Origin of the sequence: Bacillus sp. FJAT-29937, assembly GCF_001509555.1 — a bacterium.
Lineage (GTDB): Bacteria > Bacillota > Bacilli > Bacillales > Cytobacillaceae > Cytobacillus.
Genome location: NZ_LMAS01000002.1, coordinates 185,408 through 207,545 on the forward strand (window position 1 = coordinate 185,408; position 22,138 = coordinate 207,545).

Consider the following 22,138-nt stretch of genomic DNA (forward strand, 5'->3'; position numbering starts at 1 on the left):
AGATTATCCAGAAAAAACTTAACTCAAAAAAAGCTAACATGTGGCCAAGGCGAAGAAAGACTGCTATAATTGACGCTTGCCCAAAATTGTAGTCTGGGTACATACTTCTATTAAGAAAATTCATCTAAAAGGGGAATACAACATGAGCGGCTATAACGCGGTATTAGCAAGAAATACGGAAAATGCTCCAAACGGTAACGGTCTATATTCACAAACTGTTGCTTTTTCTCATTACAATAATCTTTCAGCACAATTACCTATCGATCCTGAAACCGGTAAATTGGCAGCTGGTGGCATAAAAGGGCAGGCTGAACAGTGCTTTAAAAATATCAAGGCAATTGTAGACAGCATCGATCATGTTATGAGCGATATTGTTAGAATCACGGTATTCGTTAAGGATATCAAGGATGTTGATGCTGTAGACGAAGTTTATAAATCGTTCTTCCCAACCTATGTTCCTGCACGGACAACAGTTGCAGTTGCAGCTTTACCGATGGATGCTATGGTTCAAATTGAAGCACTTCTTTCACACGGTGAAGGTACAATTCCAAACGCACCACAAGCAGGCGACCTAATTAAGCTTACAAATAATACGGCGAATGCACCAACATGTTCTCTATCTACACAAACTGTGGCTTTCTCTCATTACAATTATCTTTCAGCTCAATTGCCGATCGATCCAAAAACTGGCCGATTGGTTTCTGGGGGTGTCAAAGAGCAGGCTGCACAGAGCTTGAAAAATATCAAGGCAATTTTAGAAAGTATCGACGTTCCTTTTGACGATATTGTTAAAATGACAATCTTCCTTAAAGATCTTTCAGATACTGAAGCGGTAAACGAGGTTTATTCAACATTTTTCCCAGACTCGGCTATCGCAAGAGCTGTAGGCTATGTCCCTGCACTGACAACAGTTGCAGCTTCAGCACTGCCTATGGATGCTTTGGTACAAATTGAAGCAGTGGTATCACACGGAGATGGTACACCTCCACAAGCTGTTGAAGACAGACATGGAATCGTTATATGGGCGAACAATACTGACAATGCACCAAAGAGTTCCCTATCTACACAAACTGTAGCGTTCTCTCATTACAATCACCTTTCAGCCCAATTGCCTTTGGATCCAAAAACTGGCCAATTGGTAGCTGGTGGTGTAAAAGAGCAGGCTGAACAGTGCTTGAAAAATATGAAGGCAATTGTAGAAAGTATCGAGCACGTCATGGACGATGTGGTTAAAGTAAATATCTTCGTTAAGAATATTGAAGATATGGATGCTGTAGACGAAGCTTACAAAACATTCTTCCCAGGCGGTGTTCCTGCAAGAAGAACAGTTGGCGTATCAGCTTTACCTGGAGATGCTCTAATTCAAATCGATGCAGTTGTATCAAATGCTGAAGGAACACCTCCAAAAGCATAACAGGTACTATCAACGTTCTTGTAAATTCCGATTGTGAATGCAAAATCGCATATCCTATTCATAAAAAGAAGCTGTCTCAAATGAAAGTTGAGACAGCTTCCGTTTTTACAGACGAGATTATGGTTCTGTACAGTAGTTGGAAAATAAACGGAGAAACTCCTTTTATTTTGGGAAATACCCATATTTCCCTTGAAATAGAGGTAGTTTTTCCGCTTATCTTATCAAAATTCTTGTATTTTGTCTTATTTAGAGAGGTTAGTCGGAATATCTCCCCTTATATCTGCTTATTAAGCCGCCAATATAACATTAGCCGGAAATTCTCCGCTTATCTGTACAAAAATCAGCAATGAATAATATGTATTCGATTATTTCGCTAATCCCAAAATTAACCCCTTATAGATATCGAAGAAAGCTAAGTAGTAATCTTTATAGACATATTCATCTGTTTTGTGTGCCATTTTTGTTTCGCCTGGACCAAACATCATGAATGGAAAGTTTTTATCTTTACCACGTAATAAGTTTGATGCGTCCGTCACCCCTGGCGAACCTTTAACAGAAATGTCTAAACCTAAATGTTTTTTACCGAGTTCTTTAGCAAGTTCAACCATTTCAGACTGACCTGAAGTGAAAACACTTGGCAATGACATTGTCACTTCAACATTAATATTCGAGCCTTCTTTATTGTATTTGTCAGCTGTTGTATTGAATAAATCAATCACTTCATCATTATCAAATTCCGGGATCGTCCGCACGTTTATTTCAGCTACTGCTTTTTCTGGAACGGAGTTTACTTGGTTCCCTGCATTAAAAATCGTTGTACTCATAACCAATTTATCTAAAATTTCATTTTTACGAACATCGCCATTCAATTTTTCGTCTAATTCTAATAGATAGGCCATCAATGGGTTAATGGCGTTATAGCCTTGGTCAGGCATAGAACTGTGTGCTGCTTCACCAATAGACGTTACCTGTAAGTTAAGTGATCCTTTGTGAGAGTAAATAATCGTGTCATGAGAAGGTTCAGCTACCCATAGATAATCTACATCATCCATATAGCCTTCATCGTATAATTTTTTAGAGCCTGCGCCGCCGACTTCTTCACCAGTCGTTGCCATAAAACGGACAGTACCTTTTTTAAGTTCATTATTTTCCTTGAGTTCAATCATCACTAAAGCAAGGTTCACTAATCCTGCTTTCATGTCATTTGTTCCGCGTCCGTATAATTTTCCATCTCTTTCTGTCAACGTGAACGGATCTGAAGTCCAATCGCTTTCATCACCAGGAGATACGACATCCATATGACCAGAAACACCGATGACTGGAAGCCCGCTTCCAATTTCAGCCACTAAGTTAACACGAGTGTCTGTAACTGGAACAATTTTAGATTCAATGCCGTACTCAGCAAATAAATCTTTCAAGTAATTTGCCACTTCGATTTCGTTTTCATTAACAGATTTAATCGCTATCATGTCAGATAGAATCTTTATCTTTTCTTCTTCTGTAAACTGTTTCATAATAACCCCTCCAAAAATTCCCTTCTATTCTCAATGAGAATACAACCCTATTTTTACCCAAAAGTCACTTAAGGATTCTTTGGAATCGCTATATTCCTTTATACCTTGAGTGGCTAAAAAAAACCCGGATTTAAGAATGAAAAAAACTTATTTTTTTCACTTTACATACCTCACGAGGGTATAGTATGATGTTATTGAGATGTAATGAAAAAATACGTTATTTTGTAATAAATATTATTTCACTTAAAGGAGAGAGGAAATATGCAAACAGTAACATTAAATGTACAAGGAATGTCATGCGGACATTGTGTGAAGGCTATTGAGGGAAGTGTAGGTCAACTAGAAGGAATAAACGAAGTGAAAGTAAATTTATCCGAAGCACAAGTGGAAGTATCATTTAATGAATCACAAGTCTCATTAGAAAAAATTAAAGAAACAATTGATGATCAAGGATATGACGTAGAATAAGAGTGCTTCCAGAGCACTCTATCATTTTTGTGAAAACATACCCCTTATAGGTATAGGGTGAGGTGGGAAAGAACATGAGTACGGCCGCATTGGAAGCTAGTAAATTAAAAGAAACAAGTATCCAAATTACAGGAATGACTTGTGCAGCGTGTGCCACACGTATTGAAAAAGGGATAAGTAAAATGGAAGGTGTCGAGCAAGCTTCCGTCAACTTGGCACTTGAAAAGTCAACGATTAAATATGATCCGTCAAAACTGAGTGAAGCAGATTTTGAAAAGAAAATTGAGGCACTTGGCTACGGAGTTGTGAAACAGAAAGCAGAATTTGAAATTACAGGAATGACTTGCGCAGCTTGTTCTACTCGGATTGAAAAAGGGTTAAATAAAATGGAAGGTGTCGCAACGGCAACCGTCAATTTAGCACTTGAAAAAGCAACCATTGAATTTAATCCTTCGGAAGTAACGATTGCTGACATTATTGCGAAGGTTGAGAAGCTTGGGTACGGCGCACACCAAAAGCAAGGGGAAGAACCCCAGGTAGACCATCGTGAAAAGCACATAAAAGACCAACAGCGAAAATTCATTATTTCTGCGATTTTATCATTGCCTTTATTATGGACGATGGTCGGGCACTTTTCCTTTACATCGTTTTTATATGTACCGGATTTCTTAATGAATCCATGGATCCAAATGATATTAGCAACACCTGTGCAGTTTTATATTGGGAAGCAATTTTATTTGGGTGCTTATAATTCACTTCGCAATGGCGGAGCGAATATGGATGTACTCGTTGCCATGGGTACTTCTGCAGCCTATTTTTATAGTCTATATCAAGCAATTATTACTGTTGGAACAAACCATGCACCACATCTTTACTTTGAAACAAGTGCGGTGTTGATTACGCTCATTCTTTTAGGAAAAGTATTTGAAGCAAGAGCAAAAGGCCGTTCATCTGAAGCGATAAAAAAATTAATGGGGCTTCAAGCCAAAACTGCCATCGTTGTACGTGACGGAGTAGAAAAAGAAGTACCGTTAGAGGAAGTAGTCATTGGTGACACCATTTTAGTGAAACCAGGTGAGAAAATTCCAGTTGATGGAGAAGTATTAGAAGGAACAACGGCTGTTGATGAATCCATGTTAACAGGCGAAAGTTTACCAGTGGATAAAAAGAGCGGCGACGTATTATACGGATCGACCATTAACAAAAATGGATTTATCAAAATGTCAGCAACAAAGGTTGGGCGTGACACAGCGTTAGCCCAAATTATTAAAGTAGTAGAAGATGCACAGGGTTCCAAGGCACCGATTCAGCGCATGGCTGATAAAATTTCAGGGATTTTTGTCCCGATTGTAGTGGGAATTGCCATCCTTACCTTCTTAATTTGGATCCTATTCGTTCAACCAGGTGAGTTTACACCGGCACTTGAAGTGTTAATCGCCGTGCTTGTTATTGCTTGTCCGTGTGCACTTGGTTTAGCAACGCCGACTTCGATTATGGCAGGGAGCGGTCGTGCAGCAGAGTTTGGTATTCTATTCAAAGGCGGCGAGCATTTAGAGCAAACTGGGGGCATTGACACAGTTGTCGTTGATAAAACTGGTACTGTCACACATGGTAAACCTGTATTAACAGATGTTTTATTAGCGAATGGTCAGGACGAAGAGAAATTTTTATCACTAATTGGTGCAGCAGAAAAACAATCTGAACACCCATTAGCAGAAGCGATCGTTCAAGGCATCCAAGAGAAGGGCATCGAACTTGGCACCGTCCAATTCTTCGAAGCGATTCCGGGTTTCGGTGTTCAGGCTACCGTTTCAGGTCAAGCGGTCATCATTGGTACACGTAAACTCATGCAGCAATACGGCATCGATATGACAGCAGTTCTTCCAACAATGGAAAAATTGGAGAGAGACGGAAAAACAGCGATGCTAGCTGGAATTAATGGTCAATACGCTGGGGTGGTTGCCGTAGCGGATACAATTAAAGATACTTCTCTACAAGCGATTCGCCGTTTACAAGAAATGGGCATCAAAGTCATCATGATGACAGGTGATAACGAGCGTACAGCGCAGGCCATTGGGAAAGAGGTAGGTGTTGACGCAGTTATAGCTGAAGTCCTTCCTGAAGGGAAGGCTGAAGAAGTGAAAAAGCTGCAACAACAGGGCAAAAAAGTGGCAATGGTCGGCGATGGGATTAATGATGCACCAGCACTAGCTACAGCTAATATAGGGATGGCCATTGGTACAGGCACAGATGTCGCAATGGAAGCTGCAGATGTAACACTAATCCGCGGAGACTTAAACAGTATTGCCGATGCGATCATTATGAGCCGCAAAACAATGCGCAACATTAAACAAAACTTATTCTGGGCATTTGGCTACAATACACTAGGGATTCCAATTGCAGCAATCGGGTTACTAGCGCCGTGGGTTGCTGGTGCAGCGATGGCATTTAGTTCTGTATCAGTTGTGTTGAACGCCTTACGCTTACAACGGATTAAATTAGAAAAATAATGGCACTGATAGCTGTAGAGTAAACCGCGAGTTGCATAGTTTACTCTACAGTTTTTATATTTGAAAAATGTACATTTAAGGGAACTAGATTAGTGGGATGTGGGAATCGTAATGGATCAACAGGCTTAAGCAATTATGCGAGCTATCAATTATCGATTGTAATTAATAAATAGTAAAATAGGGAATTCAAATATTACACTGGAGGGAGGCAGTTGCTACTGTTGACAATATACCTATAAGGGTATAATATGAGGCTTGTCAGTGCTTTTGTGAATAACGAGGGTGATAATGGTGTTTATCATAATGGAAAGGAGAATTCCTATGGAATACAATGATCAAATTAAAAATAGAGTAAAACGGATGGAAGGGCAGCTTCGAGGGATTTTGAAAATGATGGAAGAAAACAAAGATTGTAAAGAGGTCGTTACTCAGTTATCAGCTGTTCGTTCAGCGGTAGATAGAACAGTCGGTGTAATCGTGAGTTCAAACTTAGTTGAATGTGTGCAAGCTGCAGAACAAAATGGAGATAAAACGGATGAATTAATTAAAGAAGCTGTTAACCTGCTAGTAAAAAGCAGATAAAAAAATTTTGTTTGACATTCTTTTTTTTTCTTAGTAATATACCCATAGGGGTAAGGGTAAAAATAAAATAAGGAGTGATAAATCAATGATAGAAAACAAAAAGACAACAATTGTATTATTTAGTGGAGATTATGATAAAGCAATGGCCGCTTATATTATTGCAAACGGTGCAGCTGCCTATGATCATGAAGTAACCATTTTCCATACATTCTGGGGATTAAATGCCTTACGAAAAGATGAGAATATTGAAGTGAAAAAAGGCTTTATGGAAAAAATGTTTGGAAAAATGATGCCAAGAGGCGCAGATAAGATGGGGCTTTCCAAAATGCATTTTGCGGGTTTCGGTCCTAAAATGATTAAAGATGTGATGAAAAAACATAATGCAGTGCCGCTTCCAGAGCTAATCGAATTGGCAAAAGAGCAAGATGTAAAGCTTGTCGCATGTACGATGACAATGGATTTATTAGGACTTCAAAAGGAAGAACTGCTGGATAATATCGATTATGCAGGAGTGGCTGCTTACTTATCTGATGCAGAAGATGGCAACGTGAATTTATTTATCTAAATCTTAGGAGCACAAAATGAAGTAAATTTTTTTAATTAATAAAATACCCACAGGGGTAAATCAGGAGGCTTATTATATGGAATCATTAATAACAGAATTTTTATTAGATGCAAAAGGATTAGCTTGCCCAATGCCAGTCGTGAAAACTAAAAAGAAAATGAATGAATTACAAGCTGGCCAAGTTTTGGAAGTCCAAGCCACAGATAAAGGGTCGAAAGCCGATATTCAAGCTTGGGCTAACAGTACTGGTCATCAGTACCTTGGGACAATTGAAGAAGGAGATGTGCTAAAACATTATGTAAGAAAATCATCGAATGATCGTTTAATTGAAAGAAAACATCTCAATGCAACTAGCAATGAAGGGCTTGAAAAGAAGCTAGAAGCTAATGAAAACATCGTGATTCTGGATGTAAGAGAATCAGCTGAATATGCATTTAACCATATTCCTAATGCTATTTCGATTCCGTTAGGAGAATTGGAAGAGCGTCTAAGCGAATTAAACAAAGATGAAGAAATATATGTGGTATGCCGAACAGGAAACCGCAGTGATCTTGCTTGTCAAAAATTAGCTAAAAAGGGTTTTGCTAATGTGATTAATGTAGTTCCAGGCATGAGTGGTTGGACAGGAAAAACGGATACTTCTATTTAATAGAAACCTATTTTTTTAATCAAAGAGATACCACAGGGGGTAATGGGGATGACTGTAAAGGCAATAGGTTCAAAAGAAATGACGAAAAAAGTTTTTAATAAAGAAGAATTATTTATTCTAGACGTTCGTAACGAGAGTGACTTTCAAGACTGGAAAATTGAAGGGGGGAACTTTGAATATCTAAATATCCCATACTTTGAATTACTTGATGGAGTGGAAGAGATTGTAGAAAAGCTTCCTAATGACAAGGAAATATTAGTTGTATGTGCAAAGGAAGGCTCTTCTATCATGGTGGCAGAGATGCTATCTGAACAGGGTTTAACAGTTTTTTATCTACAAGGTGGTATGAAAGCATGGAGTGAACACCTAGAGCCTGTAAAAGTTGGAGATTTAACTGATGGTGGAGAAATTTATCAATTTGTCCGTATTGGGAAAGGCTGTTTATCGTACATGGTTGTTTCAAACGGTGAAGCTGCAATTATCGATCCGACACGTATGACGGATATTTATCTTGATTTTGCAAAAGAAATTGGAGCGACAATCACTCATGTATTTGATACTCACTTACATGCAGATCATATTTCTGGGGGAAGAAACATCGCTGATAAAACTGGTGCAACATACTGGCTACCCCCAAAGGATGCAACAGAGGTAACATTCGAATATATGCCTTTGGAAGGCGGCAATAACGTAACAATTGGTAATACAGCTATTGATATTCACGCTCTATACTCTCCAGGGCATACCATTGGATCGACATCATTTGTCGTTGATGGAAAGTTCCTGCTTTCAGGAGACATCTTATTCATCGATTCAATTGGAAGACCCGATTTAGCTGGATTGGCTGAGGATTGGGTAGCAGATTTAAGAGAAAGCCTCTATTTACGTTACAGGGAGCTTTCAGAAGAACTAGTTGTTCTCCCAGCTCACTTTATGATTATTGATGAATTAAATGAAGATGGAAGTGTATCAGAAAAATTAGGCACACTTTTCGCTAAAAATCATGGCTTAAATATTGAAGACGAAAATGAATTTAGAAGACTCGTTACTGAGAATCTGCCGCCACAGCCAAATGCTTATCAAGAAATTCGTGAAACAAACATGGGTAAAATCAACCCTGATGAAGAAATCCAACGTGAAATGGAAATTGGGCCAAACCGCTGCGCAGTGAGATAGGGCAGCAGCAATAACAGATTTTATTAGAAAACTAGGAGGAATTTTTAAAATGGAAACTAAGAAACTATTAGATGCAAAAGGTTTAGCATGTCCCATGCCGGTTGTTAGAACAAAAAAGGCAATCAACGAACTTCAATCAGGAGATATATTAGAGATTCATGCGACAGATAAGGGGGCAAAAAGTGATCTAACTGCATGGGCAAAATCAGGTGGTCATGAATTAATAAAGCATGAAGAAGAAAATAATGTATTCAAGTTTTGGATTAAAAAAGGTTAAGAAATAGGGGACCAGTATAGGGTCCCTGTTATTGATTAGCCTTCTAAAAGGGAGGTAACATAATGGATTTTGCATTTATTATTACAATCTTCTTAATCGGATTTTTTGGGTCATATATTTCAGGGATGTTAGGAATTGGCGGCTCCATTATCAAATACCCGATGTTATTATATATACCGCCTTTATTTGGTTTAGCCGCATTTAGTGCCCATGAGGTTTCAGGGATAAGTGCAGTGCAAGTCTTATTTGCGACGATAGGTGGCGTTTGGGTATACAGCAAAGGCGGCTATTTAAATAAAATATTAATTGGCTACATGGGGGGAGCTATTTTAATAGGCAGCTTTATCGGAGGATATGGATCTAAATTAATGTCAGAGGACGGTATAAATTTAGTTTACGGTATTTTAGCATTAATTGCTGCTATTATGATGTTTATTCCGAAAAAAGGAATCGATGATATTCCACTTGATCAAGTAAAGTTTAATAAATGGCTTGCAGCATTATTTGCATTAATCGTTGGCATCGGCTCGGGGATTGTGGGGGCAGCAGGAGCATTTTTACTCGTTCCCATTATGTTAGTTGTATTAAAAATCCCGACACGGATGACTATTGCTTCATCATTAGCAATAACCTTTATTTCATCAATAGGTTCAACAGTTGGCAAGGTTACGACAGGACAGGTGGATTATTTTCCAGCTTTCATTATGATCGTTGCAAGCTTAATTGCCTCACCTTTAGGAGCAATGGCTGGTAAAAAGATTAATACAAAAATCTTACAAGTTATTTTAGCGTTTTTAATCGCAGGAACTGCCATTAAAATTTGGATAGATATCTTATAGTTAGTTTGCTTTTTTGAATGGGGGATTGAGGGAGAAGAGTTGGATAAAATTGGAGTTGATAACAGAACCTATCATAAGGTTATCGGGTTCTGTTTCCTGTGACAAGAACTAAAAATGTATATGAAAAAGACCATCAGTTTGCAATTGTTTTTTGATGGGCTTTTGTCCTTAATCAAGTAACTAGCGAATGTAATAAGCGGAGGTTTTCCGGTTAAATACAGAATGGAGCTCGTTTCGGGGGAAATAAGAGGAGGTTTTCCGACTATGCAAAGCAAAATCCTCCATTTTTGAATTTTTCGAGTAAATAGGCGGAAATTCTACGTTTATTTGGGCTATTTTCAAAACTTTTTACTAATAAAGCGGAATTCTTCCGTCTATTTATCAGCCCGGGGAGCTTTATCTAATCCCCTAACCAATAAGTGCCTACAAATGAGTTTTATTCGGGACGCGAAACGTAGTCTCTCAGTAATTTATCTTACATTTTCACGTTTTTGATAGCAAAAGTATGCAAAAATGAAGTACTGTTAAATAAAGACTGGAAGCAAGTCCTAGATGGATAGGAAGGGAATAATGAATGAATGACAGAGTTGTCATGCCAATCTGGATGTTTGGCATATTTATTGTAATTATGAATACTACGATGTTTAACGTATCCATTCCTAGCATTATAAAAACTCTTGACATTACAGCTGACCTGGGATCATGGATTATTTCAAGCTACTCCATTGGATATGCTTTGTCGACGATGATATACAGCCGTTTATCAGATAGCATACCATTGCGAAGGCTGCTTATGGTCGGATTGACGATTCTAGGTTTATCATCAATCATTGGGCTATTCGCGCGCGACTTTAATACGCTTCTAACCGTACGAATTCTACAATCAGCAGGTGCAGGAACGATGTCCGGTCTGGGAATTGTGATGGCAAGCCGTTATATCCCTTATAATCGGCGGGGAAGAGCGATTACGATGATTTCCACAGGCAGTGCAATGGCTTTTGGATTAGGTCCGATCATGGGAGGCGTCATCAGTGATTATTTCGGATTTAACGGGTTGTTTGCCTTTACTTGTCTGATCCTTCTGGTGTTTCCAGTATTGATGCGGCTGCTTCCTAAGGAAGAACTGAAGCCTTTAAAATTCGATGTTTCAGGAACAATATTAACGATTGTAAATGCAAGTACATTATTGATAGCGGTTATGCAGCGTTCCTTATTCTGGTTCATCGGCAGCCTTCTCTCTTTTGCGGTGCATGCTTGGTATTTAAGAAGAGTAAAAAAAGAAACATTTATCAACCCGAAACTATTCACTAAAAAAGAATACCTAAAACTAACGATGGTAGGATTTTGCGTTTTGGTGTTGAACCTGGGCAATCTGTTTCTTATGCCGCTTGCCTTAGCTAATTTGGCCGCTAAGTCAGCGATTGCCATAGGACTGACTATCGCGCCGGGGGCAATTTTAACAGTATTTTTGAGCCGTTTTGTTGGTCGGTGGATTGACCGTTATGGGAATATCAGATTTTTGCTAATTGGTCATGGCATATTGGCGGTTGTACTGGCTGTTTTTTCTTTTGCTTTAGTGGCCTCGCCTATGGTTATTCTGATTGGGTATCTGTTTTTCTCGCCTTCCTTATCCGCGACCCTATCTTCGCTAAATAATGAAACGACCCAAATTTTACCGAAACAAATGATCGGATCAGGTATGGGATTAATGCAGCTGATTCAATTCTTTGGAGGGTCGTTCTCTGTTGCCGTTTGCGGAATCATTCTTACCATGCAGAAGAACATTCCACTTGGTTTAGCATATGAGAATGTATACAGGATACTGCTCGTAGTATGCCTGCTTTCCCTAGCCATTTCGGTATGGTACAAACAAACGGCTAGCAATTCAAAGAGTCAGTCTCAGATGACTGTATGATCATGGCTCCATATGGCAGAACTAATTTTAACTAAAGAGGTATCTACGGGAAATCGCATTATGTAAGCAAAGCAAATACCAACCTAAAAAGTCAATTCCTTAACATACAGGAGTAAGTCCTTTAGCTTCCATGTTATAATAGTGGAAAAAGTTGGGGGAGAGGCTATTATGAACAGGCTACAAGGAAAAACGGCGATTATTACTGGTGCCAGCACTGGAATTGGGGCTGCTATTGCTAAGGAATTAGCTATGGAGGGAGCAAATGTTGTCTTGGCTGCCCGCAGGCTGGAAAAATTAAACGAAGTAAAAAGTGAAATAACAGAGATAACGAATGGTAATGTGAAAGTAATTGCTGTCCAGGCAGATTTGTCAGTGAAAAGTGACGTTAGTCAGCTCGCGGAAAAGGCCCAAGCAGAATTAGGCAATGTAGATATTCTCGTCAATAATGCAGGGCAAATGAGAACAGCAACCATCCGATCCGGGCAGGTGGAGGATTGGGAGCAGATGATTGATGTTAATATAAAAGGCGTGCTTTACGGCATTCATGCTATATTGCCATCGATGCTGAGCCGGTCAACTGGCCATATTATCAATATTGCTTCGGTTTCAGGTCTTGAGGTAACAAAAACAAGTACTGTTTATAGTGCTACAAAGTACGCTGTTCGGGCCATTTCCATAGGATTAGAAAAGGAACTTGCTAGAACAGGTATAAGGATAACGAATATTTCACCAGGGATGGTAGATACAGACTTGAGCCCTAATAGGGCCACGAATGATCGTAAAAAACTTGAAGCAGCTGATATTGCAAAGGCTGTTGTCTATGCTGTCACCCAGCCTGACTATGTGAATGTCAATGAAATTACAGTTCGTCCAGTGTAAATAGCGGGGGGCTGTCTAGAAAGTAAGTTTTGACTGACTTTCTGGACAGCCCTTTTTTTATTATAAATATCTTTACTTTTTTACTAATCATAAATAGAATTTAGTTAAATTAATAGTGTTTTGCTAGTCTTTAGGGAAATGAAAAAATTATATAACTAAAGGAGCTAGACGTTGAAAATAAAAGATTTTACTTTAACTGCAATTTTTTTATCTATTATTTTATTAAGTGCCTTCACGCCTTTTGGGTATATCCATTTAGGTGTAATTAAAGCGACGATTATTCATATTCCAATCATTATTGCTTCTATTATTTTAGGGCCAAGAATTGGTGCTTTCTTAGGGCTTGTGTTTGGATTTACGAGTATTGCAATAAATACGATCAGTCCAACCTTGTTATCATTTGCTTTTTCACCAGCAATTCCTGTATTAGGCACGGGTCAAGGAAGTTTTTGGGCGTTATTTATTGCTATTGTTCCAAGAATAATATTGGGGTTTATTCCTTACTACATTTTCAAAGCTGTTCATAAAGCGATAACAAAGAAAAAGCCCAATCAAAAACCTGCTTTATTTTTAACGGGCTTACTTACAACTTTTATTCATACATTTTTAGTCATGGGTTCTATTTCCTTCTTATTTCGAGACGCCTATGCTCAAGCTATTAATGCCGGCAGCACGAGTGCCATTTATAAAGCTGTTCTAACTGTGTTTTTTACAAATGGACTTGCCGAAGCTGTCCTTGCTGCAATTGTAACAACGGCTGTAGTTCCACCGTTATTGAAGGTATCGAAAAAAGGTTTGTCCAATGATAAGAAAAACTACTAATTATTAAAAAGATCAACAATATAGGAGAAAATAGATTAAAATAGATGAAAATGACATTTAGGAGGTACTCATTATCATGAGAGTCGCAATTGCCCAAATATCCACCAGTGTTGATAAGGCCTCTAATTTAGAGAAGGCGATCCAATACATTGCGAAAGCCAAAAGTAAAGGCGCAGACTTTGTCATTATTCCGGAATTTTATATGGCGCTTGCCACCCCGAAATCCGGCGTGTTGCCTGTTGAGGTAGCGGAACCGCTAGATGGTCCGTTTGTTTCCGGCCTTGCACAAGCCGCCCGTGAAAACGAAATCTATGTTGTTTGCGGTATGTATGAACCAAAAGCGGATGATCAAAAACGCGCTTATAACACAACCGTGTTTATTAATCGTTCAGGCGGGATCATTCATTCTTACCGAAAAACACATTTATATGATGCTTTTAGTTATAAAGAGTCGGATACGATTATTGCAGGGGATAATCCATATAAAGTAGTAGAAACAGAGTTTGGGAATATCGGTTTAATGGTATGCTATGAATTACGATTCCCAGAGATTGCAAGACAATTTGCGCTTCAGGAAGCGGATGTCCTGTTTGTTCCTGCCGGATGGGTAGCTGGTCCGATGAAAGAGGAGCATTGGCAGACGCTGATTCGCGCACGGGCGATTGAAAATACGATGTTCGTTTGCGGCGCCGACCTTGTTGGCGATATTTTTTCCGGGCGCAGTCTGATTGTTGATCCGATGGGAATTGTTCTCGCCAGCGCTGGTGAGGAAGAAACGTTATTTTTCGCTGATCTTGATTTAGACCGAATTCGACGAGTACGTGAAAAACTGCCAAGTGTAAGAGATCGAAAACCGGAATTTTACTGCTAAAGCGGTGCTCGAACGTAATTGATAAAATAGGTAAAAATTTATATGAAGTCGGTTTCCTGTTTGTTAAGGGACCGACTTTTTTTTCGAAACCTAGTAAAGTGGACGGGTGAATTTCTGTTGAACTGGATGGTTACAAGTTTAGTTGTTTATATTATAGTGATTAATTGAATGAATATTATACAAGAATATCCCCTAATATTCTTTTTGTAAAAATACAGTAAAGAGGTGGATGATGAATATGTTGATTGCTTTTGTCGCAATTACTTCAATACTAGCTGTGGTTGGTACTATAAGGGCAATGACTAAGAGTGACAAAAATTATAGTGGATCAGCTAGAAAAAATACTAAAAACTTATCAATCATATATGTAATCGTCATTCTTTTGTCTGTTATTGCACTTGGTGTGTATATTAGTTCTTCAGTATAGTGGAAAGAAATGCAAGTAACCTATTGGTCTTAATGACTCAATAGGTTATTTGTTTTTTTAAACAGTATAATTAGGTTACAATATTTAAAACAAGTACTAAAAAAGGGATGCAAATATATGGACTGGAATATTGACCGAAAAGCAAAAAAACCAATTTATAAACAAATTGCGGAATATATTGAAAATGGCATTGCTGATGGAACTTTTCCGCCTGATAAGCCCCTGCCCTCTGAGAGATACTTAGCTAAAGAGCTAGATATTAATAGAAGTACTGTTGTAGCTGCCTATGATGAGCTTGAATCAAATGGGCTCATTCAACGTAATCGTGGAAGTGGTACGACTATAAGTAAGGATATATGGGGGATCACTAAAAAACGTATACCTAGCTGGAACAGATACATTGAGGCAGGTTCATTTTTGCCTAATCTACCTGTCGCTCAAAGAATACGCAAGGAGATGGAAGAGCAAAAATTAATCAATTTAGCCAGTGGTGAATTATCGGAGGACCTCTTTCCAATGCAAGCATTAAGAGAGATTACCTCAACTCGATCTTTTAACGGCAGGCTCGGTTATGATCATCCACAGGGGAGTGCAATATTAAGGGCTACCATTACAAAGCATGTGAGGGAGCTTCGTCATATTGAAACAAACCCCTCATCTATTCTGATTACTTCTGGAGCCCAACAAGCTCTGCACCTGGTAATTCAATGTTTATTAAAGCCCGGTGATGCAGTGGTGATTGAAGATCCATCCTATCATTTTAATCTCCCAATATTTAAATCAGCAGGTTTAAGAATCTTCAATTTACCAGTAAATGAGCATGGTGTAAATCCAAATGAGTTACTGGAACTACATAAAAAACATCGGATAAGAATGATATTCTTAAATCCGGCTTTTCAAAATCCAACAGGCACTTTGCTCAGAGAGAGCCAGTTGAAAGCTATTTTAGAAATCTCATCAGAGCATGGAATTCCTGTTGTGGAGGATGATCCGTATAGTTTAACGTCTTTTAAAGGAGAAAGGGTTTCAACATTAAAATCTCTAGATAAACACGGAAATGTCCTGTACATTAGCTCCTTATCGAAGATCGTTGCTTCAGGTTTAAGAATTGGCTGGATTATCGGGCCCAGGTCGGTAATAGAGAGACTGTCTGATGCCAAACAACAAATTGACTTCGGACATGCTAGCTTTACCCAATGGATCGCTAATGATGTTTTAGAATCAGAACAATTCCATTCACATATGAAGAAATTAGTGAAGGAATTAGAAAAGCGGCGTGATCAAATTGTCTCAAGCTTTCATGATTTTTTAAAAGATCAGGTCGAGTTTACGATACCTCAAGGCGGAATTCATATTTGGTGCAAATTTAACAAAGATGTAGATGAAATGAAATTATTAGAAAACTCCATAAAGCGAGGAGTTATCTATGTTCCTGGGTCTATGATGGGATCCCAAAAAGGTTATGCGCGCTTTACTTTTGCTAGAGAGAATGAAGAGAATATAAATGAAGGAATAAAAAGGTTTGCGGATGCACTAAACTCAATATGATAAAACAGAGAATCACGATTTCAGTCGTGATTTTTTTAAACTTTCGGAATAAATGGATGGGTAAAAAGGTTTCGAAGTGGATGATTAAAAAAATACTTAATTTAATTATGATAGAAGAATAGATTCCCGCAATTTGCAATAATCAGTACTAGTTCTGCCGTAATAAGATTTGGAATATAGTTAGATAGATTCTATCAATCTGCCGTTAAGATTAATTTTTTCGGTATCTAAATGGAGGTCATTATATATGTCGAATGTGAATCAAGATGTAAGGGTTGCAGTTATTCAAGCCGCACCCATTATTATGGACCGTGATGCCACCATAGATAAAGCAGTCAGCTTAATAAAACAAGCAGGAGAAAAAGGCGCCCAAATTGTTGTTTTTCCAGAGACTTTTATTCCTGCCTATCCTAGAGGATTATCTTTTGGCACTGTCATAGGAGGCCGTACGGAAGATGGAAGGAAAGATTGGTATCGATATTGGGAGAACTCGATTCCTGTTCCTGGTGAAGCTACGGATCAACTTGGTGAGGCCGCACGTGAAGCGGGGGTGTACCTTGTTATGGGTGTGACTGAACGGGATAGCGAATATAGCGGAGGTACACTTTACTGTACGGTTATTTTTATTGGGCCGGATGGTTCCCTTTTAGGGAAGCACCGTAAATTGAAACCAACAGCGGCTGAGCGGATTGTTTGGGGAGAGGGAGATGGCAGCACTTTACCTGTTTTTGATACTCCTTATGGAAAAATTGGCGCACTGATTTGCTGGGAAAACTATATGCCGCTAGCAAGGGCGGCCATGTATGCACAAGGTGTTCAGCTTTATATTGCACCTACCGCAGATGCGCGGGAATCATGGCAGTCGACCATCCGTCATATTGCCATGGAAGGCAGATGCTTTGTTTTATCCTCTAATCAATATGTAACGAAGGATATGTACCCTGAAGATTTAGCTTGTTATGATGACCTTGCGTCGGCTCCAGATGTGATGAGCAACGGTGGAAGTGCCATCGTTGGGCCACTTGGCGAATATGTGGCGGAACCTGTTTGGGGAAGAGAAGAAATGATTATTGCCGATCTTGATATGAGACAAATAGCCTCTAGTCAATTTGACTTCGATCCAGTGGGGCATTATTCAAGGCCCGATGTACTTAAGTTGGTAGTAAACACAGAAAAGCAGGAGAATATTATTTGGATGAAATAAAGGTAATAGTTTAGAACGAATGCAAAAAGGGTGCGAAATTACATTGAATTTCTCATCCTTTTTAGTGTTTTGGCACAATAAATTACATAGTAAACAACAACTTGCGACTGGATATTCACTTTATGACATTTGACGGAAATTATCAATTCCTAGTTGAAAATAAACGGAAAAATTCCGCTTAAGTAGGGAAATACCCATATTTCCCTAAAAATAAAGGTAGTTTTTCCGCCTATATGTCTCAAATCGTTGGATTTTGGCTTATTTTGAGAGGTTAACCGGAATTCCTCCGCTTATATCTGTCTTTTTAGCACCACTACATACATTAGCCGGAAATTCTCCGCCTATGAAACCTCATAACTATTGTCCAGTTTCAAAGTTCATCATCATGCTCGATCTATCTTGAAAACTTCATTTCTACTATTTGAAATAGTAAACTTTTGCAGATACTCAGATCTAAGACTATAAGAAGCAACTTTCTTCTTCCACTGCTTGACTACGTCAACGAGATCAGCGTAACTATAAACAACTTCTTTACTCATCCACTTTAAATTGTGGGAGGCGCCAATGAAATACAAAAATTAAATAGATTTTCTGGATTTCGTTTGGTAGTGCCCCCTATCAGTGCTTTATTTTTCAAAAAAAAGACGCCATCCAACATACATTGGATAGCGTCTTGAAATAATTAAGGGTTCGTTGACCAAAGTCCAGCATGTTTTAGTACAACACGCGGATGAAGCTTTAGCTGTGCAACCATTAAGTCTGCTAAATCTTCTGCTTGCATCACTTTTTCTGGATTGCCGTCTGTTAAGTTTAGTTCAACAGCCATATCAGTTGCAACTGTGCTTGGTGTTAACGTGGTAACGCGAATATTTTTCTTGCGCACTTCAAGCATTAATGATTCACTTAGTCCGATTACTGCCGCTTTTGAAGCCGAGTATGCACTTGTAATGGGTGCACCTTTTTGGCCAGCTGTTGATGAAATATTTATGATGTCTCCTGTGTTGCGCTCGATCATTTCCGGTAAGACCGCACGTGTTGTGTAGTACACCCCTTTTACGTTAACATCAATAATATTTGTCCATTCTTCAGGCGTTAAATCCATGAAGTTGCCGAATTTAGAAATACCGGCATTGTTTACTAATATATCGATTGCACCCAGTTCGCCGCGAATGGATTCGACAGCTGTAGCAATAGAGTCTAAATCTGCTACATTTGCCGCAGCAATTGCTACCTTCACATCGTACTGTTTCAATTCCTTTGCTACTTTTTGTAGATTTTCAAGCGTACGTCCAACAAGGCCTACGTGAATACCTTCTTCCGCAAAGGCAATTGCCGTTGCACGTCCAATTCCTCGCCCTGCTCCTGTAATTAACGCTACTTTTCCTGAGATTGTTTGCATGTTGTTCGCTCCTTTAGGTGTGATAGATATATTTTAGACAGAAAAAGTGGAATAAGTCTAATAAAGTCATTCTAGTGATAAAAGGGTTACGATTTGAATAACACTGAAATATATAGTGATAATATTTTACGAATTGGAAAAAATACTGTATAGGAAAGGAGGTCTTGCGAATGTTTGTAAAAAATTATTTAACAGGATTGGCAGTTTTGTTTACGATGATTTTGGTTATGAGCTCTGCAGGCTCAATTGGCGTACTGGCTAAATCCGATGATGAAACTCAGCCAACGGCGGCATCGATTGAAGTTGAATTGGGTGATGATTATTTTAATCCGAAAGACATCACTATTCCGAATGGAACGACCACAACGTTGATATTGAAAAACAAAGGGAAGAAAGAGCACACCTTCACAGTGGAAAAGCTGGGAATCGACGTTGAGATCCAGCCAGGAAAAGAAAAAAGCATTACCGTGAATCCGAAGCAGCCCGGTACATACGAACTGATATGTCGGTACCATTTCCAAGAAGGAATGGTTGGAAAAGTAATAGTAAAATAAAAAGCAGGGCCAATCGGGTAACGGGTTCGGTTGATGGGGAGAAAAGTCCAATTAACAACGTAAACATCAGGTTAATCAGCATATATTTCAACAGTGAAATACCTATATAAAAACAAGTAAAACGCTCAGAAAATTCTGAGCGTTTTTTAGGCGAAATGTTTTACTATCCCTATTGAACTGAAGCACCCCTTTAGTTCAATAGGAACTATTTATTAAGTTGCTCATTAAACACGCTAATTGGGTAAAAGTTCTCTTTTAATAAGTTATCAATTATCTGCTTCATTACACTTGGTTCTCGTAGGTCGTCGTTTTCAAATGCTACAAAGTCATTTACGTTTATCCACTTGCAGTCAGTGATTTCTTCTTCTCCGAGATTTAAAGATCCTCCAGTAATTTCACCAATAAAATGAAATAAAATAACTTGATTGTTCGTACTACTAATAAAATTATATACACCAGTCGTGCCAGTCAGTTTTACTTCCAACCCCGTTTCCTCTTTAACTTCCCTCACAGCTGAATAGAGAATGTTCTCACCATACTCGATACATCCACTCGGGAAGTTCCACTTATCAACAGCAGTAGGTTTATTCTCTTTTATAATCAAGACTTTATCATCACTAAAAATTGATACGCTTGCCACTAATACAATTCCATCTTGTGACATCTGATTCTCCTCAATTCCCTTTTAAAGTTATATTTATCTCTATTATACCTGTTTAGCTTTCTTTCACTAACCTGCCACGTTGAATAAAGAAAGCGATGCCCTTCTTCAAGCATCGCACCCATTAATGCAATAATTATTTTTTATCTTTATGAAAATAGCTATTCCAAGTCTAAATACTAAGATACCGATTAACATCAATGAATTGCGTCCCTGAACACTGTGTTTTTTTATTGCTTTCTCCCTATCAACCGAACCTATTACCAATCGGGCCTCGCTTTTTACTTTGCAACAATAGTATTAAGTCGAATATTATTGTCTTGGATCACGGAATAATTTCAAAAACAGTACCTTGGTTCAAATCAGTCACTTTCATAGAGCCATAAACCCCTAAATATAGTTTAGATTGATCCAGATTCGTTCCCAAACTAACATAATAAGCTGACTCGGACCCAAAATTATAATCCGTTTGAATCACGCTATAATCATTTAGTTTACAATCAGTTCTTATCCTAGTATAAGCTAAAACCCCTCTAGCCGGAGATCTAGATTCTTCCTTCCGGGCAAAATCGGTAAACAAAACACTTCCTGTTAATGCAGGGATTCTATTCCCCATATAAGCTTGCACTCCTGTAAGTGCGGTTCCTCCAAATTTATCGGGCCTTTGATCTTTATGAAAATAACAAGTTAAAGGCGGAAGACGCCTTACTGAAAGCTTTACTGCTTCATCATAATAAGCCATTGTTTTCTCATCCAATTTCGGATTTGCAGAGCAGCCCCTCATTACTGAAGTTGGAAAAACACCTTCCCACCCTCGCCAGCCAAAGTTAATAAATCCTTCTTGGTCAGCTTCGGCGTTTCTTAAAAAAGCTTGAACAAGCTGGGTAACCGGTATTGGTCTATCCTGACTGAATGAAAAAATGGACTCTACTAAATCCTGTCCGACAATTCCCACATATTTGATATATTGATTATAAAACCTTTGAAATGAAATGCCGGTTATATTCCGAACCCCTTTGGCTATCACTGTAAATGTTTCCTGAATAGATACGGGAAGTTCATTAAACCTTGTGACTACGGGTGGATTCTGGATAATTGTATTTTTACTAACATCAATTTCAATAATTTTGCCGGCGATTTCCATATCATCCTGGCTTAAATTGAATGGATCATAGCCTGCTCCACCATCCCCGTTAGTAAAAACGAGTTTTCCTGTTTCAGGTGAAAAGTTTAAGCTGTTGACACCATTATGATTAAAAAAGGGTCTTCTTAAGTTTAACAATGTCCGTCGTTTTTGAGGTTGGCTATTTGATTGTAAAGCCCATTCTTCTACTGTATTAATATGATCAAATTGCTTTTCCCGATTATTCCACTTAAGATTTAAAGTTTTGGGATCACACGGGTCAGGGTTAAAGCCTTGTGAAAGAGCCCCTGGACCTTGTGTACCAGCTACTGAATAATAAAGATAGAACAGGCCGTTATGATTAAATTCGGGATGAAACGCTAGCCCTACCAATCCCCGTTCATCATATCCACCACTAGAAACACCTGCTTCAGAAGTACCTAGTTTTATGATTCGCGGGCGAATATCTAAAAAAGTCCGAATAACCCCGTCTCTTATGTAAAAAATCTCTCCTACCTGGGTTGCAATAAATAATGTTTCTTTTGAGTCACCCGGAAGTATTGCTGATTTCAAAACAGTTGGTAAATTCAGCTTGCTGACAATGGGCCGTAAATTAACCTTAGCTTTTATTAACAAACGATCACTCCTTATCAGTATTCTTTTTCTAAGAATATGATTAGAAATGTTTTATTAATACCAACTCAAGGGAGAAGAATCTAATGTTAGGCATGGCTATATTCT

21 protein-coding genes and 1 pseudogene are annotated in these 22,138 nt (G+C 38.6%); 17 read left to right on the forward strand and 5 right to left on the reverse strand.

The features are described from left to right. The first annotated feature begins 142 nt into the window (after positions 1-142). On the forward strand, positions 143-1,414 hold the full coding sequence (locus AR328_RS04605; RefSeq protein WP_066290756.1) for a RidA family protein: 1,272 nt from the start codon (positions 143-145) through the stop codon (positions 1,412-1,414). 365 nt (positions 1,415-1,779) lie between these two features. On the opposite strand, the gene AR328_RS04610 is transcribed toward AR328_RS04605, so the two are convergent. Beyond that, on the reverse strand, positions 1,780-2,928 hold the full coding sequence (locus tag AR328_RS04610; RefSeq protein ID WP_066290761.1) for an ArgE/DapE family deacylase: 1,149 nt from the start codon (positions 2,926-2,928) through the stop codon (positions 1,780-1,782). Positions 2,929-3,189: 261 nt separating this feature from the next. On the opposite strand from AR328_RS04610, the gene copZ reads away from it, so the two are divergent. The 15 genes and pseudogenes from copZ to AR328_RS04685 all read left to right on the forward strand — a co-directional run bounded on the left by copZ (position 3,190) and on the right by AR328_RS04685 (position 17,660). After that, complete coding sequence (gene copZ, locus AR328_RS04615; RefSeq protein WP_066290763.1) at positions 3,190-3,396, forward strand: copper chaperone CopZ; 207 nt, start codon at positions 3,190-3,192, stop codon at positions 3,394-3,396. A 74-nt stretch (positions 3,397-3,470) separates the two neighbouring features. Beyond that, positions 3,471-5,906, forward strand: a complete 2,436-nt coding sequence (locus tag AR328_RS04620) for a heavy metal translocating P-type ATPase (protein WP_066290770.1) — start codon at positions 3,471-3,473, stop codon at positions 5,904-5,906. A 321-nt stretch (positions 5,907-6,227) separates the two neighbouring features. Further along, positions 6,228-6,488, forward strand: coding sequence for a metal-sensitive transcriptional regulator (locus tag AR328_RS04625; RefSeq protein WP_066290772.1), 261 nt, complete (start codon positions 6,228-6,230; stop codon positions 6,486-6,488). An 85-nt stretch (positions 6,489-6,573) separates the two neighbouring features. Then, complete coding sequence (locus AR328_RS04630) at positions 6,574-7,053, forward strand: DsrE/DsrF/DrsH-like family protein (RefSeq protein WP_066290776.1); 480 nt, start codon at positions 6,574-6,576, stop codon at positions 7,051-7,053. A gap of 76 nt (positions 7,054-7,129) precedes the next feature. Beyond that, positions 7,130-7,702, forward strand: coding sequence for a sulfurtransferase TusA family protein (locus AR328_RS04635; RefSeq protein WP_066290780.1), 573 nt, complete (start codon positions 7,130-7,132; stop codon positions 7,700-7,702). Beyond that, positions 7,702-8,878: pseudogene (locus tag AR328_RS04640) on the forward strand (MBL fold metallo-hydrolase). The gene AR328_RS04635 and the pseudogene AR328_RS04640 overlap by 1 nt, the downstream one beginning before the upstream one ends. A gap of 49 nt (positions 8,879-8,927) precedes the next feature. Continuing rightward, a complete protein-coding gene (locus AR328_RS04645) occupies positions 8,928-9,155 on the forward strand; it encodes a sulfurtransferase TusA family protein (protein ID WP_066290790.1) in 228 nt (75 codons plus the stop codon). A 62-nt stretch (positions 9,156-9,217) separates the two neighbouring features. Further along, complete coding sequence (locus tag AR328_RS04650; RefSeq protein ID WP_066290792.1) at positions 9,218-9,994, forward strand: sulfite exporter TauE/SafE family protein; 777 nt, start codon at positions 9,218-9,220, stop codon at positions 9,992-9,994. Positions 9,995-10,568: 574 nt separating this feature from the next. Next, positions 10,569-11,909, forward strand: coding sequence for an MFS transporter (locus AR328_RS04655; RefSeq protein WP_066290795.1), 1,341 nt, complete (start codon positions 10,569-10,571; stop codon positions 11,907-11,909). A gap of 168 nt (positions 11,910-12,077) precedes the next feature. Then, positions 12,078-12,788 carry an SDR family oxidoreductase gene (locus AR328_RS04660; RefSeq protein ID WP_066291916.1) on the forward strand — a complete coding sequence of 237 codons (711 nt, stop codon included), beginning with the start codon at positions 12,078-12,080 and terminating at the stop codon, positions 12,786-12,788. A gap of 171 nt (positions 12,789-12,959) precedes the next feature. Beyond that, positions 12,960-13,610, forward strand: a complete 651-nt coding sequence (locus AR328_RS04665) for an ECF transporter S component (protein ID WP_066290798.1) — start codon at positions 12,960-12,962, stop codon at positions 13,608-13,610. A gap of 76 nt (positions 13,611-13,686) precedes the next feature. Further along, positions 13,687-14,481, forward strand: coding sequence for a carbon-nitrogen hydrolase family protein (locus tag AR328_RS04670; RefSeq protein ID WP_066290800.1), 795 nt, complete (start codon positions 13,687-13,689; stop codon positions 14,479-14,481). A gap of 232 nt (positions 14,482-14,713) precedes the next feature. Then, a complete protein-coding gene (locus AR328_RS04675; protein ID WP_066290801.1) occupies positions 14,714-14,908 on the forward strand; it encodes a hypothetical protein in 195 nt (64 codons plus the stop codon). A 117-nt stretch (positions 14,909-15,025) separates the two neighbouring features. Then, positions 15,026-16,456: a MocR-like pyridoxine biosynthesis transcription factor PdxR gene (pdxR, locus tag AR328_RS04680; RefSeq protein ID WP_066290810.1), complete on the forward strand. Its 1,431-nt coding sequence runs from the start codon at positions 15,026-15,028 to the stop codon at positions 16,454-16,456. Positions 16,457-16,703: 247 nt separating this feature from the next. Continuing rightward, positions 16,704-17,660 carry a carbon-nitrogen hydrolase family protein gene (locus AR328_RS04685; protein ID WP_066290814.1) on the forward strand — a complete coding sequence of 319 codons (957 nt, stop codon included), beginning with the start codon at positions 16,704-16,706 and terminating at the stop codon, positions 17,658-17,660. 383 nt (positions 17,661-18,043) lie between these two features. Here the strand turns inward: AR328_RS04685 and AR328_RS22490 are convergent, their stop codons facing one another. Then, a complete protein-coding gene (locus AR328_RS22490) occupies positions 18,044-18,199 on the reverse strand; it encodes a YfmQ family protein (protein WP_156422647.1) in 156 nt (51 codons plus the stop codon). A gap of 143 nt (positions 18,200-18,342) precedes the next feature. After that, the gene (locus AR328_RS04690) at positions 18,343-19,059 is read right to left on the reverse strand and encodes a 3-ketoacyl-ACP reductase (RefSeq protein ID WP_066290817.1); all 717 of its coding nucleotides are present in this window, start codon (positions 19,057-19,059) and stop codon (positions 18,343-18,345) included. A gap of 170 nt (positions 19,060-19,229) precedes the next feature. On the opposite strand from AR328_RS04690, the gene AR328_RS04695 reads away from it, so the two are divergent. Next, positions 19,230-19,613, forward strand: coding sequence for a cupredoxin domain-containing protein (locus AR328_RS04695; RefSeq protein WP_066290820.1), 384 nt, complete (start codon positions 19,230-19,232; stop codon positions 19,611-19,613). 205 nt (positions 19,614-19,818) lie between these two features. On the opposite strand, the gene AR328_RS04700 is transcribed toward AR328_RS04695, so the two are convergent. After that, positions 19,819-20,277: an NUDIX hydrolase gene (locus AR328_RS04700; RefSeq protein WP_066290829.1), complete on the reverse strand. Its 459-nt coding sequence runs from the start codon at positions 20,275-20,277 to the stop codon at positions 19,819-19,821. Positions 20,278-20,599: 322 nt separating this feature from the next. Continuing rightward, on the reverse strand, positions 20,600-22,033 hold the full coding sequence (locus tag AR328_RS04705; protein WP_066290834.1) for a PQQ-dependent sugar dehydrogenase: 1,434 nt from the start codon (positions 22,031-22,033) through the stop codon (positions 20,600-20,602). Between the last annotated feature and the right edge of the window lie 105 nt (positions 22,034-22,138).

Excerpts from the sequence above, each read along its gene's own strand:
- AR328_RS04610 (WP_066290761.1), bottom strand. The coding sequence starts at position 2,928 with ATGAAACAGTTTACAGAAGAAGAAAAGATAAAGATTCTATCTGACATG.
- AR328_RS04700 (WP_066290829.1), bottom strand. The coding sequence starts at position 20,277 with ATGTCACAAGATGGAATTGTATTAGTGGCAAGCGTATCAATTTTTAGT.
- AR328_RS04620 (WP_066290770.1), top strand. The coding sequence starts at position 3,471 with ATGAGTACGGCCGCATTGGAAGCTAGTAAATTAAAAGAAACAAGTATC.
- AR328_RS22490 (WP_156422647.1), bottom strand. The coding sequence starts at position 18,199 with ATGAGTAAAGAAGTTGTTTATAGTTACGCTGATCTCGTTGACGTAGTC.
- AR328_RS04645 (WP_066290790.1), top strand. The coding sequence starts at position 8,928 with ATGGAAACTAAGAAACTATTAGATGCAAAAGGTTTAGCATGTCCCATG.
- AR328_RS04660 (WP_066291916.1), top strand. The coding sequence starts at position 12,078 with ATGAACAGGCTACAAGGAAAAACGGCGATTATTACTGGTGCCAGCACT.
- AR328_RS04685 (WP_066290814.1), top strand. The coding sequence starts at position 16,704 with ATGTCGAATGTGAATCAAGATGTAAGGGTTGCAGTTATTCAAGCCGCA.
- pdxR (WP_066290810.1), top strand. The coding sequence starts at position 15,026 with ATGGACTGGAATATTGACCGAAAAGCAAAAAAACCAATTTATAAACAA.
- copZ (WP_066290763.1), top strand. The coding sequence starts at position 3,190 with ATGCAAACAGTAACATTAAATGTACAAGGAATGTCATGCGGACATTGT.
- AR328_RS04630 (WP_066290776.1), top strand. The coding sequence starts at position 6,574 with ATGATAGAAAACAAAAAGACAACAATTGTATTATTTAGTGGAGATTAT.
- AR328_RS04695 (WP_066290820.1), top strand. The coding sequence starts at position 19,230 with ATGTTTGTAAAAAATTATTTAACAGGATTGGCAGTTTTGTTTACGATG.
- AR328_RS04675 (WP_066290801.1), top strand. The coding sequence starts at position 14,714 with ATGAATATGTTGATTGCTTTTGTCGCAATTACTTCAATACTAGCTGTG.
- AR328_RS04605 (WP_066290756.1), top strand. The coding sequence starts at position 143 with ATGAGCGGCTATAACGCGGTATTAGCAAGAAATACGGAAAATGCTCCA.
- AR328_RS04655 (WP_066290795.1), top strand. The coding sequence starts at position 10,569 with ATGAATGACAGAGTTGTCATGCCAATCTGGATGTTTGGCATATTTATT.
- AR328_RS04670 (WP_066290800.1), top strand. The coding sequence starts at position 13,687 with ATGAGAGTCGCAATTGCCCAAATATCCACCAGTGTTGATAAGGCCTCT.
- AR328_RS04625 (WP_066290772.1), top strand. The coding sequence starts at position 6,228 with ATGGAATACAATGATCAAATTAAAAATAGAGTAAAACGGATGGAAGGG.
- AR328_RS04650 (WP_066290792.1), top strand. The coding sequence starts at position 9,218 with ATGGATTTTGCATTTATTATTACAATCTTCTTAATCGGATTTTTTGGG.
- AR328_RS04635 (WP_066290780.1), top strand. The coding sequence starts at position 7,130 with ATGGAATCATTAATAACAGAATTTTTATTAGATGCAAAAGGATTAGCT.
- AR328_RS04690 (WP_066290817.1), bottom strand. The coding sequence starts at position 19,059 with ATGCAAACAATCTCAGGAAAAGTAGCGTTAATTACAGGAGCAGGGCGA.